Source organism: Streptomyces sp. NPDC048352 (assembly GCF_040651895.1).
Lineage (GTDB): Bacteria > Actinomycetota > Actinomycetes > Streptomycetales > Streptomycetaceae > Streptomyces.
Genome location: NZ_JBEZKZ010000002.1, coordinates 161,390 through 175,416, shown reverse-complemented (window position 1 = coordinate 175,416; position 14,027 = coordinate 161,390). Strand labels below are relative to the sequence as shown.

The following is a 14,027-nucleotide window of genomic DNA, read 5'->3' as shown; positions in this document are numbered from 1 at the left end:
TGCTACAGCAAGCCAAATATTTGCGTATTCGAACACAGAACAGCACGAAGCCCCGGCAGCAGCGGCGGCCGGGGCTTCGCGGAATCAATCGTGGGGCTCACACACCGGAACCGGAAGGCACGGAGTCGGTAGCCTCCGTCCACAGGTCCTGCTCGGCGCGGTCCGCCTGGATCTGGCGGTACACGAGGAGCCCGCCGATGGCGGCCAGTGCGACCAGGAGCAGCTTCTTCACGGCGCGACCTCGTCTTTCGTAGACGTTGGGGACTTCTGGCGGCCAACAATACACACCGACCGATACCGATCGGTTATCTGGGACTCCCCCGCACGGCCCAACGACGAAGACCCCCGGGCCTTCGGCCTGGGGGTCTTCGACTTCTGTGGGGCTAACAGGATTTGAACCTGTGGCCTCATCCTTATCAGGGATGCGCTCTAACCAACTGAGCTATAGCCCCATCCGCGCTGCGCGCTGACTCCTGAAGATTAGCGCACAGACGCGGTCGAGCCAAAATCCCCCGGGGCGAGGCCCCTGCCGGCAGTGCCGGCGGGCTTCCCCGCAGGTCAATCAGCGGGTCATTCGTCCTCGGCCAGCGTGAGCTCCACGCCGCCCACGAAGCCCGCCGACAGGTTGTAGATGAACGAGCCCAGCGTCGCCAGCGCCGTCATCAGCACCACGTCGATCACCGCGATGACCGAGGTGAAGATCAGCACGCGCGGCAGCGACAGGAACGACTGGAGGTCGAACCCGTTGCTCTCGTTCGAGCCGGTGGCCTCGCTGATGGTGCCGCCGACGGTCGAGAAGATGCCCATGGCGTCCATGACCATCCACAGCACCGCCGCCGCGACGACGGTGCACAGGCCGAGCGCGATCGACAGCAGGAAGCTGACCTTCATCACCGACCACGGGTCGGCCTTGGCCACCCGCAGGCGCGCCTTGCGGGTCCTGGGGGCCGTACGGACCCCCGGACGGGCCCCGCGCTGCGCGCCCGGGCCCGAGGGCACCGCGGCGGCCTGCGGGGGCTTCTGGGGCTGCTGCTGCTTGGCCTGGCCCTTGGCCTGGTCCTTGGCCTGGTCCTTCGACTGGTCCTTCGCCTTGGTCTGCGCCTTCGGCTTGGGTTCCGGTTCTCGGGTGTCCGTCACGGTTCCCCCCTGGGAGTCCGCGGCGGGGCCACGGGCACCGTTCGCTCCAGTCTCGGCCGGTCCGGCGCCCGTGGCTCCACTCACGACTTACTCCTCGTGCTCCCCGACCGAGGGCTCCGTGCCCCCGGCGGCATCGGCGGCCGGGGCGTCGGCCGCCGCGGCCTCGATCTCTGACTCGATCTCGTCGGCCTCGTCAGCTTCCTGACCGGCCTCGGCGTTACGAGCGATGCCGACCACGGCATCGCGCTTGCCCAGGTTGATCAGCTGGACGCCCATGGTGTCACGGCCGGTCTCCCTGACTTCGCTGACGCGCGTACGGATCACACCACCGCCGAGCGTGATGGCGAGGATCTCGTCCGATTCGTCCACCACCAGCGCGCCGACGAGCGATCCGCGGTCCTCGACGATCTTCGCCGCCTTGATGCCCAGACCGCCACGGCCCTGGACGCGGTACTCGTCCACGGCCGTCCGCTTGGCGTAGCCGCCGTCGGTGGCGGTGAAGACGAACGTACCCGGCCGGACAACGCTCATCGACAGCAGTTCGTCACCCTCGCGGAAGCTCATGCCCTTCACGCCCGAGGTGGCACGGCCCATCGGGCGCAGCGCGTCGTCGGTCGCGGTGAAGCGGATCGACTGCGCCTTCTTGCTGATGAGCAGCAGGTCGTCCTCGGCGGACACCAGCTCGGCGCCGATCAGCTCGTCGTCGCCGCCGGCCTCGGTCTCCCGGAGGTTGATCGCGATGACGCCGCCCGAACGGGGCGAGTCGTAGTCCTTGAGCGCCGTCTTCTTCACCAGGCCGCCCTTGGTGGCCAGGATCAGGTAGGGCGCGGCCTCGTAGTCGCGGATCGCGAGCACCTGGGCGATCTTCTCGTCCGGCTGGAAGGCCATCAGGTTCGCCACGTGCTGCCCGCGCGCGTCCCGGCCGGCGTCCGGGAGCTCGTAGGCCTTGGACCGGTAGACGCGGCCCTTGTTGGTGAAGAACAGCAGCCAGTGGTGCGTGGTGGAGACGAAGAAGTGGTCGACCAGGTCGTCCTGCTTCAGCTTCGTGCCGCGCACGCCCTTGCCGCCGCGCTTCTGCGAGCGGTAGTCCTCGGTCTTGGTCCGCTTGACGTAGCCGCCGTGCGTGATGGTGACGACGATGTCCTCTTCGGCGATCAGGTCCTCCATGGACATGTCGCCGTCGAAGGGCACCAGCTTCGAGCGCCGGTCGTCGCCGTACTTCTCGACGAGCGCGGCCAGTTCCTCGCTGACGATCGAGCGCTGCTTCTCCGGCGAGGAGAGGATCCCGTGGTACTCGTTGATCTTGGCCTGGAGCTCGTCGTGCTCGGAGACGATCTTCTGCCGCTCCAGGGCCGCCAGGCGCCGCAGCTGCATCTCGAGGATCGCGTTGGCCTGGATCTCGTCGATCTCCAGGAGGCCCATCAGGCCCTCGCGCGCGATCTCGACGGTGTTGCTGCGCCGGATCAGGGCGATGACTTCGTCGATGGCGTCCAGCGCCTTGAGCAGGCCGCGCAGGATGTGCGCCCGCTCCTCCGCCTTGCGCAGGCGGAAGCGCGTGCGCCGGACGATGACCTCGATCTGGTGCTGCACCCAGTGGCGGATGAACGCGTCGATCGACAGGGTGCGCGGCACCCCGTCCACCAGCGCCAGCATGTTCGCGCCGAAGTTCGTCTGCAGGTCGGTGTGCTTGTAGAGGTTGTTCAGCACGACCTTGGCGACGGCGTCGCGCTTGAGCACGATCACCAGGCGCTGACCGGTGCGCGAGGAGGTCTCGTCGCGCACGTCGGCGATGCCGCCGATCTTGCCGTCCTTCACCAGGTCGGCGATCTTCTGCGCGAGGTTGTCCGGGTTGGTCTGGTACGGGAGCTCCGTCACCACCAGGCACTGGCGGTTCTGGATCTCCTCGACCTCGACCACCGCGCGCATCGTGATGGAGCCGCGCCCGGTGCGGTACGCCTCCTCGATGCCCTTGCGGCCCACGACCAGCGCACCGGAGGGGAAGTCCGGGCCCTTGATCCGCTCGATGAGCGCGTCGAGCAGCTCCTCGTGCGTGGCGTCCGGGTGCTCCAGCGCCCACTGCGCGCCGGCCGCGACCTCGCGCAGGTTGTGCGGCGGGATGTTGGTGGCCATGCCGACCGCGATGCCGGCGCTGCCGTTGACCAGCAGGTTCGGGAACCGGGCCGGCAGGACCGTCGGCTCCTGGTTGCGGCCGTCGTAGTTGTCCTGGAAGTCGACGGTCTCCTCGTCGATGTCCCGGAGCATCTCCATGGCCAGCGGGATGAGCTTGCACTCGGTGTACCGCATCGCGGCGGCCGGGTCGTTGCCCGGCGAGCCGAAGTTGCCGTTGGAGTCCACCAGCGGCATGCGCATCGACCACGGCTGGGCCAGGCGGACCAGGGCGTCGTAGATGGAGCTGTCGCCGTGCGGGTGGTACGTGCCCATGACGTCGCCGACGACGCGGGCGCACTTGTAGAAGCCCTTCTCGGGCCGGTAGCCGCCGTCGTACATCGCGTACAGCACGCGCCGGTGGACGGGCTTGAGGCCGTCGCGGACGTCGGGCAGCGCGCGCGAGACGATGACGGACATCGCGTAGTCGAGGTAGGAGCGCTGCATCTCCGTCTCGAGCCCGACGGGCTCGATGCGCAGCACCGGCTGCTCCTCCGCGGCGTTCTCGGCGGTGGGGGTGGTTTCGTCGGCCATTGCCGGTCAGAAGTCCTTTCGGGCGGTCAGCGTCGGGCCGACTCAGATGTCGAGGAAGCGGACGTCCTTGGCGTTGCGCTGGATGAAGGAGCGCCGTGCCTCGACGTCCTCACCCATCAGCACCGAGAACAGGTCGTCGGCCTGCGCCGCGTCATCCAGGGTGACCTGGCCGAGCACGCGGTGGTCCACGTCCATGGTGGTGACGCGCAGTTCCTCGGCGTTCATCTCGCCCAGACCCTTGAAGCGCTGGATCGAGTCCTCGCGGATCCGCTTGCCGTTCTGCTTGCCGAGCTCGACCAGGGCGTCGCGCTCGCGGTCCGAGTACGCGTACTCGAAGTCGTCGCGACCCCACTTGATCTTGTACAGCGGCGGGCGGGACAGGTACACGTGACCGGCCTCGACCAGCGGGCGCATGAAGCGGAACAGGAAGGTCAGCAGCAGGGTGTTGATGTGCTGGCCGTCGACGTCGGCGTCCGCCATCAGGATGATCTTGTGGTACCGCAGCTTCTCGATGTCGAAGTCCTCGTGCACACCGGTGCCGAAGGCGCTGATCAGCGCCTGGACCTCGGTGTTCTGGAGGATCTTGTCGATCCGGGCCTTCTCGACGTTCAGGATCTTGCCGCGGATAGGCAGGATGGCCTGGTACATCGGGTTGCGGCCGGACTTCGCGCTGCCGCCGGCGGAGTCGCCCTCGACGATGAAGATCTCGCACTTGGTCGGGTCGTTCGACTGGCAGTCGGACAGCTTGCCCGGCAGCGAGGCGCTCTCCAGCAGGCCCTTGCGACGGGTGAGGTCACGGGCCTTGCGGGCCGCGACGCGCGCCGTGGCCGCCTGGATCGACTTGCGGATGATGTCCGCGGCCTCGACCGGGTTGCGGTCGAACCAGTCGTTGAGGTGCTCGTGGACGACCTTCTGCACGAAGGTCTTGGCCTCCGTGTTGCCCAGCTTCGTCTTCGTCTGGCCCTCGAACTGGGGCTCGCCGAGCTTGACCGAGATGATCGCCGTCAGACCCTCGCGGATGTCCTCGCCGGCGAGGTTGTCGTCCTTCTCGCGGAGCAGCTTCTTGTCCCGCGCGTAGCGGTTGACCAGGCCGGTCAGCGCCGCGCGGAAGCCCTCTTCGTGGGTGCCGCCCTCGTGGGTGTGGATCGTGTTCGCGAAGGAGTAGACGCCCTCGGTGTACTGCGAGTTCCACTGCATCGCGATCTCGACCGAGAGCATGCGCTCCTTGTCCTCGGCCTCGACGTCGATGACGGTCGGGTGGATCAGCTCGCCCTTGCGCGAGTTGAGGTACTTCACGAAGTCGACGATGCCGCCCTCGTAGTAGTACTTCACCGTGCGCGCCGCGGGCTCGGAGGCCTCGGCGTCCGGGTCGTCGGCGCCGACCGTGGCCTTCGCCGACTCCCGCTCGTCGGTCAGCGTCAGGGTCAGGCCCTTGTTGAGGAAGGCCATCTCCTGGAAGCGCCGCGAGAGCGTCTCGAAGGAGTAGTCGGTCGTCTCGAAGACGTCGGGGTCGGCCCAGAACGTCACCGACGTGCCGTGCTCGTCGGTCGCCTCGTTCTTGGCCAGCGGGGCCGTCGGCACGCCCAGCTTGTAGTCCTGGGTCCAGCGGAAACCGTCCGTCTTGACCTCGACCGCGACCTTGGTCGACAGGGCGTTCACGACGGAAACGCCGACGCCGTGCAGACCGCCGGAGACCGCGTAGCCGCCGCCGCCGAACTTGCCGCCCGCGTGCAGGACCGTCAGGACGACCTCGACGGCCGGCTTCCCCTCGGACGGCACGATGCCGACCGGGATGCCGCGGCCGTTGTCGACCACACGCACGCCGCCGTCGGCCAGGATCGTCACGTCGATCGTGTCCGCGTGCCCGGCCATGGCCTCGTCGACGGAGTTGTCCACGACCTCCTGCACGAGGTGGTGCAGGCCACGCTCACCGGTCGAGCCGATGTACATACCCGGCCGCTTGCGGACCGCATCCAGGCCCTCGAGGACCTGGATGGCACTGGCGTCGTAATTCTTCTCGTTGGAGTCGCCGGAATCGGCCACGAAGCGCCCTTTCTGGCACAGCGCAGCCCGTACCCCGGACCAGCGTGTGCGCCGGCGGGAGCGGCCGCGTCGATCTGCGTTGTCTGCCTGACCCCGCGAACGGGCAGGATTGTCTCCAGTCTACCGGTATCGCTGACACGAATGGGGGTTTGCCGGTGCCTGAGTCCGCATGTGCCGCCCTGAACCTCCTCTCCGAGACTCCCCATATTCGGGGAGGGGCTCAAAGTGGCTCACGCGGGCATCCAGCGCTTCGGCCTGTCAACCTTCCACTACCGTGAGGGACACCACCCGCGCCCGTCGCGCCAGGGCGGTCGGGCGGGGGCTCCGCGGGGCCCTCCCGGGGCCTCCGCCGGAGGTACGCGGGCCCTGGGGGCCGGCGTAGGACCGCCGCGGCATGCGGCGCGCGGCGGCCGGAGGCCGATCAGCCGTAGGTGTCGCCCGGTCCGGTGCTGCCCGGGGCCCGCCACGGCCCGTACCGCTTCGGGCGCCCGCCGGGACCCTGCACCTTGATCAGCCGCACCGTGCCCTGGCCGAGCTCCGCGTTCAGCCGCGCCACCAGCTGCGGGGCCAGCAGCTTCAGCTGCGCGGCCCAGGCCGAGGAATCGCACCGTACGAGGAGCTCACGGTCCTCGTAGCGTTCCGGTTCACAGTGCGCCGCGATCTCCGGGCCGACGATCTCCGCCCAGCGCTCCATCACGCCGGCCACCGCGATCGGCATCTCCCAGCCGCGTTCCGTGCGCAGCCGGTCCAGGGCCGCCATCAGCGGCATCGGGTCCCGCCCGTCGGCGCGCGCGCCCGAGCGCAGCCCGGGCTGCTGCTGGCGCTTGCGGCCGCCGGCCGCGTTGCCCCGGGCGCGGGCCTGCTCCCGGGCGGCCGCGAGGGCCTGGCGGGCCAGATCCACCCCGGACGGCTCCGGGGCCTTGCGCCGGTGCTGCTCGCCCTCGTTCACAGCCGGGTCACCTCACCGCCGGACACCGCGAACCGGGTGCCCGCCAGCACGCCCGGGACGTCGTCGTCCACCGCCGCCGTCACCAGGACCTGCTCGCCCTGCGCCACCAGTTCCGCGAGGCGCTCGCGGCGGCGCGCGTCCAGCTCCGCGAAGACGTCGTCCAGGATCAGCACCGGCTCCGCCCCCTCCGAGCGCAGCAGCTCGTACGAGGCCAGGCGCAGCGCCAGCGCGTACGACCAGGACTCGCCGTGGCTGGCGTACCCCTTCGCGGGCAGCTCGCCCAGGCGCAGCAGGAGGTCGTCCCGGTGCGGGCCGGCCAGGGTGACCCCGCGTTCGATCTCCTGCTTGCGGATCCCGGCCAGGGCGGCAAGCAGCACCTCGTACAGCTCCTCCCGGGTACGCGCCGCGCCGCTGTCCACGGGCTCGCCCGCGGAGGACTTGTACGCGAGCCCGAGCGGGCCACCGCCGGGCGCGAGCTGCTCGTACGCCTTGTCCGCCAGCGGCAGCAGCGTGGCGATCAGGTCGAGCCGCTGGGCGAGCAGCTCGGCTCCGGCGCGCGCCAGGTGCTGGTCCCAGACGTCGAGGGTGGAGAGGTCCATGGAGCGGCCGCCGTGCCTGCGGGCCATCGCGGCGGACTTCAGGAGGGTGTTGCGCTGCTTGAGCACGCGCTCGTAGTCGGAGCGGACCGCCGCCATGCGCGGCGAGCGGGCCGTCACCAGTTCGTCCAGGAAGCGGCGCCGCTCCCCCGGGTCGCCCTTGACCAGGGCGAGGTCCTCGGGGGCGAACAGCACGGTGCGTACGATCCCCAGGACGTCACGGGGCCTGACCTGCGAGGACCGGTTGATGCGGGCGCGGTTGGCGCGGCCCGGGTTCAGTTCGAGCTCGACCAGCTGGCGGCGTTCGCCCTGGGTGACGGCGGCCCGGATGACGGCCCGCTCCGCGCCCATCCGGACGAGCGGGGCGTCCGAGGAGACGCGGTGGCTGCCCAGCGTGGCCAGGTAGCCGATGGCCTCGACCAGGTTCGTCTTGCCCTGGCCGTTGGGGCCCACGAAAGCGGTGACGCCCGGGGCGAGGGGAACCTCGGCCCGGGCGTACGAGCGGAAGTCGGCCAATGAGAGATGCGAAACATGCATACGGCGCCGACCTCCCCCGGCTTCCTGCTGCTGTGCTCGTGGTGCTGTGGTGCTGCTACTTCTTCTCGACCGCGTGGCCGCCGAACTGGTTGCGCAGCGCGGCGATCATCTTCATCTGCGGCGAGTCGTCCTGGCGGGACGCGAACCGGGCGAACAGCGAGGCCGTGATCGCCGGCAGCGGGACCGCGTTGTCGATGGCCGCCTCGACCGTCCAGCGGCCCTCGCCCGAGTCCTGGGCGAAGCCCCGGAGCTGCTCCAGGTGCTCGTCCTCGTCCAGCGCGTTGACGGCGAGGTCCAGCAGCCAGGAGCGGATGACCGTGCCCTGCTGCCAGGACCGGAACACCTCGCGGACGTCGGTGACCGAGTCGACCTTCTCCAGGAGCTCCCAGCCCTCGGCGTAGGCCTGCATCATGGCGTACTCGATGCCGTTGTGGACCATCTTCGCGAAGTGGCCCGCGCCGACCTTGCCGGCGTGCACGGCGCCGAAGTCACCCTCGGGCTTGAGGGCGTCGAAGACCGGCTGGACCGCGGCGACGTGCTTCTCCTCGCCGCCGTACATCAGCGCGTAGCCGTTCTCCAGGCCCCAGACGCCGCCGGAGACGCCGCAGTCGACGAAGCCGATGCCCTTGGCCTTGAGCTCCTCGGCGTGCTTCTCGTCGTCGGTCCAGCGCGAGTTGCCGCCGTCGACGACGATGTCGCCGGGCGAGAGCAGCTCCGCCAGCTCGTCGACGGTGGACTGCGTGGCAGCCCCTGCCGGGACCATCACCCACACGACGCGGGGGGACTGCAGGCTGTCCACAAGCTCCTGCAGGCTGTGGACGTCGGCGAGGTCCGGGTTGCGGTCGTATCCGATGACGGTGTGGCCTGCGCGGCGGATGCGCTCGCGCATGTTGCCGCCCATCTTGCCGAGACCGACGAGACCGAGCTCCATCAGGTGGGTTCCTTAAGCGTTGGGGCCGTCTGTACGGGGGCTCCCCCGGTACCGGTGGTTTCCGGTCGCTTTCCGGGGCTGCCCGCCGGATCCGAGCCTACGCCGGGGCATGGCCCGCGGCCGGTCCGGACGGCGCCGGGCCCGGCTCTCGCGGCTGCGAGACCGGGCCCGGTGCCGGCGTACGGCGGGAGCGGTCAGCCGGAGAGGCGGACCGGCATGATCAGGTACTTGTAGGCCTCGTCGGCCTCCGCGTCGACCGCCGGGCGCCCGCTGAGCAGTGCGGGCTTGGTCGACGTGGTGAAGCTGAGCTGGGCGGCCGGCGAGTCGATGGCGCTCAGGCCGTCCAGCAGGAACGTCGGGTTGAAGGCGATCGAGATGTCGTCGCCCTCCAGCTTCGCGTCGACCCGCTCCACAGCCTGTGCATCGTCGCTGGACCCGGCCTCCAGGATGAGCACGCCCTGCTCGAAGCTGAGGCGGACCGGGGTGTTGCGCTCGGCGACGAGGGCCACGCGCTTGACGGCCTCGACGAACGGGGCGGTCTCGATCACGGCGATGGAGTTGAACTCCGTCGGGAAGAGCGTGCGGTACTTCGGCAGGTCGCCCTCGAGCAGGCGGGTGGTGGTGCGGCGGCCCGCGCCCTCGAAGCCGATGAGGCCCTCGCCCTGGCCGGAGCCGGAGAGCGCCAGCGTGACCGTGTCGCCGCTGGTGAGGGACTTCGCGGTGTCCAGGAGCGTCTTGGCGGGCACCAGGGCCACGGCCGAGGCGTCCGGGTTCTCGGGCTTCCACAGGAACTCGCGGACCGCGAAGCGGTAGCGGTCGGTGGAGGCCAGGGTGACGCGGTCGCCCTCGATCTCGATGCGGACACCGGTCAGGACGGGCAGCGTGTCGTCGCGGCCGGCGGCGATGGCCACCTGGGCGGCGGCGGAGGCGAACACCTCGCCGGGGACGGTGCCCGTCGCGGTCGGCATCTGGGGCAGCGCCGGGTACTCCTCCACAGGCAGGGTGTGGAGGGTGAACCGCGAGGAGCCGCAGACCACGGTCGCCCGTACACCGTCTGTGGAAATCTCCACCGGGCGGTTGGGGAGGGCGCGGCAGATGTCGGCGAGGAGCCGGCCGGAGACGAGGACGGTGCCGTCCTCCTCGACGTCCGCCTCGACGGAGACGCGGGCCGAGACCTCGTAGTCGAAGCCGGAGAGGGACAGGGTGCCGTCCTCGGCCTTCAGCAGCAGGCCCGCGAGTACGGGCACCGGCGGCCGGGCCGGGAGGCTGCGTGCAGCCCAGGCCACCGCCTCCGCGAGTACGTCGCGCTCCACCCGGATCTTCACCGGAACCGCCTCCTGCTGTTGCTCGCTCGTCTGCCGGCCTTCGTCGTCGGCTCGTCGATGCCTCGACCGATGCCGGGGACCAGTCTGACGTACGGCGCCGACAGCCGTCGCGGCCGGCGGTCAAGTCGGGAGCGGGGCGTCCGGGCGGCCGTCCGGCGAGTTGTGCACAGGGCCTGCTTGAAAACCGAAACCGGCCTAACTCTCCATGGGGGTAGTAGTAGGGCCTGTGGAAACGGTGGATAAGCCCGTTCTCGCAGGTCAGCACCGGTTTTTTATCCCCACACCCTGTGGGTGGCACCGGTGGACAACCCGGGGTCCCTGTGGAGAAAGGAAAGTTCTGCACAGGCCGTCCCCAGGGGACCCGCATTACTCCACAGGTGTGTCCCCAGCTTTTCCCCAGTGGTCCACAGACCAAACGTCGACATCCGTGTGACCGCTTTCACTCGGGGCGGTGACCGCGGGTGTGCGGTTGCCGAACAGTGGACAACGGTGTGGAGAACCGCCGGGAACCTGTGCACAGGATGCGGCAACCTGTGGGTCGGCGGTGGACAGAGGCGTGGACGAGCCTGTGGACGAATTTTCTGTCCACAGGCTGTGGATGACGCTTGCGCACAATTCCACAGGCGGTTGACCTGGTCTGATGGTTCCTCAACCCGGATGCCTGTGGACAGATTGTGCGTGACGGGCGCTGTCCTCAGGCTGTGGACGGAAGAAACCGGGGAAATCTGTGGATGACGGCCCCTCGCGGGGGCGCATTCGAACAGAGCAGGGGCGCGCGGACGAAGAAGGGCGCCCCCGGTGTGGTCCGGAAGCGCCCTCTGGTGCGGCCTGAGGGACCGCCAGCAGGCCCCCGAGGGGCCCGCGTCAGCCGTTCTTGATGCGGTTGGTGAGCTCCGTGACCTGGTTGTAGATCGAGCGGCGTTCCGCCATCAGGGCGCGGATCTTGCGGTCCGCGTGCATGACGGTGGTGTGGTCGCGGCCGCCGAACTGGGCCCCGATCTTGGGGAGGGACAGGTCGGTGAGCTCCCGGCACAGGTACATGGCGATCTGCCGGGCGGTGACCAGGACCCGGCTGCGCGAGGAGCCGCACAGGTCGTCCACCGTGAGCCCGAAGTAGTCGGCGGTGGCGGCCATGATGTCGGCCGCGGTGATCTCGGGCGCGCTGTCCTCGCCGCCGGGGATCAGGTTCTTGAGGACGTCCTCCGTGAGACCGAGGTCCACCGGCTGCCGGTTGAGGCTCGCGAAGGCCGTGACGCGGATCAGCGCCCCCTCCAGCTCGCGGATGTTGCGCGAGATGCGGGAGGCGATGAACTCCAGTACCTCCGGCGGGGCGTTGAGCTGCTCCTGGACGGCCTTCTTGCGCAGGATCGCGATGCGGGTCTCCAGCTCGGGCGGCTGGACGTCGGTGATCAGGCCCCACTCGAAGCGGTTGCGGAGCCGGTCCTCCAGGGTGACGAGCTGCTTGGGCGGCCGGTCGGAGGAGAGGACGATCTGCTTGTTGGCGTTGTGGAGCGTGTTGAAGGTGTGGAAGAACTCCTCCTGCGTCGACTCCTTGCTCGCGAGGAACTGGATGTCGTCGACGAGCAGGATGTCCATCTCGCGGTAGCGCTTGCGGAACGCGTCGCCCTTGCCGTCGCGGATGGAGTTGATGAACTCGTTGGTGAACTCCTCCGAGCTCACGTACCGCACGCGGGTGCCGGGGTAGAGGCTCCGCGCGTAGTGCCCGATGGCGTGCAGCAGGTGCGTCTTGCCGAGCCCCGACTCCCCGTAGATGAAGAGGGGGTTGTACGCCTTCGCCGGCGCCTCGGCGACGGCCACCGCGGCGGCGTGCGCGAAGCGGTTGGAGGCGCCGATGACGAAGGTGTCGAAGAGGTACTTAGGGTTCAGCCGTGCGGTCGGCTCCAGCGGGCCCGAGGTGGAGCCGCCGGAAGGAGCCGACGGCGGCGGGCCCGGGCGGCCCGGGGAGGAGCGCGCGGCGGGCTGGTCGTACTGCTGCTGGTCGTAGCCCTGGGGCTCGTACTTCTGCTGCTCGTAGCCCTGGGACTCGTACTTCTGCTGGTCGTACTTCTGCTGGTCGTAGCCGCCCTGGTCGTAGCCGCCCGGCTCGGACTGCTGGAGGTAGCCCGGCTGGGGAGAGGCGTACGGGTCCCGCTCGGGGAAGCCGCCGAGGCGCTGCTGCTGCCAGCCGTAGTCGTCCTGCCCGCCGCGGGGCCAGGAGCCGGGCTCCTGGCGGGGCTGCTGGTACTCGGGGTAGGCGGGGCGGGCGGTGGGGAGCTGGTCGTCGCCCGGACCGCCGCCGGGGCGCTGGCCGCCGTACGGCTCGTAGCCCTCGCGCGGGGAGGAGGCGGGCGGGGCCGGCGGCGCGGGCTCGCCCGCGGAGTCGTCCACGGTGATCGCGATCCGGATGGGGCGGCCGCACTCACGGCTGAGGGCGTCGCTGATGAGCGGGGCGAGGCGGCCCTCGAGGACGCGCTTGCCCCATTCGTTGGGGACGGCGAGCAGCGCGGTGTCGGCGACGAGGGCCAGGGGCTGGCACCGTTCCACCCACTGCTTGTCCTTGGGCTCGATGCCCTGCTGGCCCTCCCCGAGCAGCTTCTCGAGCACGCGTGGCCACACTGCGGCAAGATCGGCAGGTACGTCAGCCACAGAGCACGCTCTCTCACAGGTCCCGGTCCCACGAATGTGTGGTTCTTTGGGACGGTCGGGACGAAAAATCCGGGATCAGACAACGGTAGTCAGGCCGGTGGCTAGGGTTCAAGTCGTTGTCCACAGCCTGTGCACAGTGTGGGGCAGGGCCCGCTCGGTTTGACCGGATGGCGTAGCCGCGCGTACCGTAACGAGGTCGAGTTGTCGATGGCTGCTGCCGCCTGCCTACCGATGGGCGAAGATCACTACTTGTGATCGTTTAGCGGTGTCCACTCGGGCGAACACGCGAGTTCCTCGTGGGCGCACGGTGACAGCCAGGCGATGTACCGCCACAACGATTCATTCTCTGGAGCCCCCGAGTGAGCAAGCGCACCTTCCAGCCGAACAACCGCCGTCGTGCCAAGACCCACGGCTTCCGCCTGCGGATGCGTACCCGTGCCGGTCGCGCGATCCTCGCGAACCGTCGCAGCAAGGGCCGCACCGCCCTTTCCGCGTAACAACGCGCAGGTCGTGACGTCGTGCTGTCTCCCGAAAATCGGCTGAGGCGGCGCGAGGACTTCGCGAGCGCGGTGCGCCGAGGGCGCCGGGCCGGTCGCCCGCTCCTCGTCGTCCACCTACGTACAAGCGGTGCAACGGACCCGCACGCGCCGGGGGATATGGATCCCCCGCCGCGTGCGGGTTTCGTCGTCAGCAAGGCCGTGGGCATCGCCGTCGTCCGCAACCGGGTCAAGCGCCGACTGCGCCATCTCGTCCGCGACCGGCTGGCTCAGCTGCCCCCCGGTAGCCTGGTGGTGGTGCGGGCTCTGCCCGGTGCCGCTGATGCCGGCGTCGACGAGCTGGCCCGCGACCTGGACGCCGCCTTGGCGCGGCTGCTGGGAGGCGTGGCTCGATGAAGTACCCGCTGCTCGCTTTGATCAAGCTGTACCAGTGGACGATCAGTCCGCTGCTCGGGCCGGTGTGCCGCTATTACCCGTCGTGCTCGCACTACGGGTTCACGGCCATCGACCGGCATGGTGCGGTGAAGGGGACGGCTCTGACCGCCTGGCGGATCCTGCGGTGCAATCCGTGGTCCCCGGGTGGTGTGGATCATGTCCCACCCCGGAAACGCCCGCGTTGGCACGAGCAGCTGCGCAGTGCGTTGCGTAGATCTCGCAATGCTCAAG

11 protein-coding genes, 1 tRNA gene and 1 pseudogene are annotated in these 14,027 nt (G+C 69.6%); 3 read left to right on the top strand and 10 right to left on the bottom strand.

Annotation, left to right across the window (positions count from 1 at the left end; all coding sequences use genetic code 11):
- Positions 1 to 97 precede the first annotated feature (97 nt).
- From AB0D45_RS02010 to dnaA, 10 genes are all read right to left on the bottom strand, one after another.
- The gene (locus AB0D45_RS02010) at positions 98 to 232 is read right to left on the bottom strand and encodes a DLW-39 family protein (RefSeq protein WP_208809277.1); all 135 of its coding nucleotides are present in this window, start codon (positions 230 to 232) and stop codon (positions 98 to 100) included.
- Positions 233 to 378: 146 nt separating this feature from the next.
- Positions 379 to 452 (bottom strand) — tRNA-Ile (locus AB0D45_RS02005).
- A gap of 118 nt (positions 453 to 570) precedes the next feature.
- The gene (locus AB0D45_RS02000) at positions 571 to 1,221 is read right to left on the bottom strand and encodes a DUF3566 domain-containing protein (RefSeq protein WP_362454858.1); all 651 of its coding nucleotides are present in this window, start codon (positions 1,219 to 1,221) and stop codon (positions 571 to 573) included.
- A 3-nt stretch (positions 1,222 to 1,224) separates the two neighbouring features.
- Complete coding sequence (gyrA, locus tag AB0D45_RS01995; protein ID WP_362454857.1) at positions 1,225 to 3,837, bottom strand: DNA gyrase subunit A; 2,613 nt, start codon at positions 3,835 to 3,837, stop codon at positions 1,225 to 1,227.
- A gap of 42 nt (positions 3,838 to 3,879) precedes the next feature.
- Positions 3,880 to 5,901 carry a DNA topoisomerase (ATP-hydrolyzing) subunit B gene (gyrB, locus tag AB0D45_RS01990; protein ID WP_361595879.1) on the bottom strand — a complete coding sequence of 674 codons (2,022 nt, stop codon included), beginning with the start codon at positions 5,899 to 5,901 and terminating at the stop codon, positions 3,880 to 3,882.
- A gap of 400 nt (positions 5,902 to 6,301) precedes the next feature.
- Entirely contained in the window at positions 6,302 to 6,829 is a 528-nt protein-coding gene (locus AB0D45_RS01985; RefSeq protein ID WP_362454856.1) for a DciA family protein, read from the bottom strand.
- Positions 6,826 to 7,962, bottom strand: coding sequence for a DNA replication/repair protein RecF (recF, locus tag AB0D45_RS01980; RefSeq protein ID WP_361595751.1), 1,137 nt, complete (start codon positions 7,960 to 7,962; stop codon positions 6,826 to 6,828). The genes AB0D45_RS01985 and recF overlap by 4 nt, the downstream gene beginning before the upstream one ends.
- Positions 7,963 to 8,017: 55 nt before the next feature.
- The gene (gnd, locus tag AB0D45_RS01975; RefSeq protein ID WP_361595748.1) at positions 8,018 to 8,893 is read right to left on the bottom strand and encodes a phosphogluconate dehydrogenase (NAD(+)-dependent, decarboxylating); all 876 of its coding nucleotides are present in this window, start codon (positions 8,891 to 8,893) and stop codon (positions 8,018 to 8,020) included.
- A gap of 194 nt (positions 8,894 to 9,087) precedes the next feature.
- On the bottom strand, positions 9,088 to 10,218 hold the full coding sequence (gene dnaN / locus AB0D45_RS01970) for a DNA polymerase III subunit beta (RefSeq protein ID WP_267088734.1): 1,131 nt from the start codon (positions 10,216 to 10,218) through the stop codon (positions 9,088 to 9,090).
- 864 nt (positions 10,219 to 11,082) lie between these two features.
- A complete protein-coding gene (gene dnaA / locus AB0D45_RS01965; protein WP_361595743.1) occupies positions 11,083 to 12,864 on the bottom strand; it encodes a chromosomal replication initiator protein DnaA in 1,782 nt (593 codons plus the stop codon).
- 359 nt (positions 12,865 to 13,223) lie between these two features.
- Between dnaA and rpmH the strand changes: the two genes are divergently transcribed.
- The 3 genes and pseudogenes from rpmH to yidD all read left to right on the top strand — a co-directional run.
- Entirely contained in the window at positions 13,224 to 13,361 is a 138-nt protein-coding gene (gene rpmH / locus AB0D45_RS01960) for a 50S ribosomal protein L34 (RefSeq protein WP_161180774.1), read from the top strand.
- Positions 13,362 to 13,382: 21 nt separating this feature from the next.
- Positions 13,383 to 13,757, top strand: coding sequence for a ribonuclease P protein component (gene rnpA / locus AB0D45_RS01955; RefSeq protein WP_362454855.1), 375 nt, complete (start codon positions 13,383 to 13,385; stop codon positions 13,755 to 13,757).
- Positions 13,754 to 14,008: pseudogene (yidD, locus tag AB0D45_RS01950) on the top strand (membrane protein insertion efficiency factor YidD); the annotation flags it as partial. The gene rnpA and the pseudogene yidD, both read left to right, overlap by 4 nt.
- Positions 14,009 to 14,027: the final 19 nt, after the last annotated feature.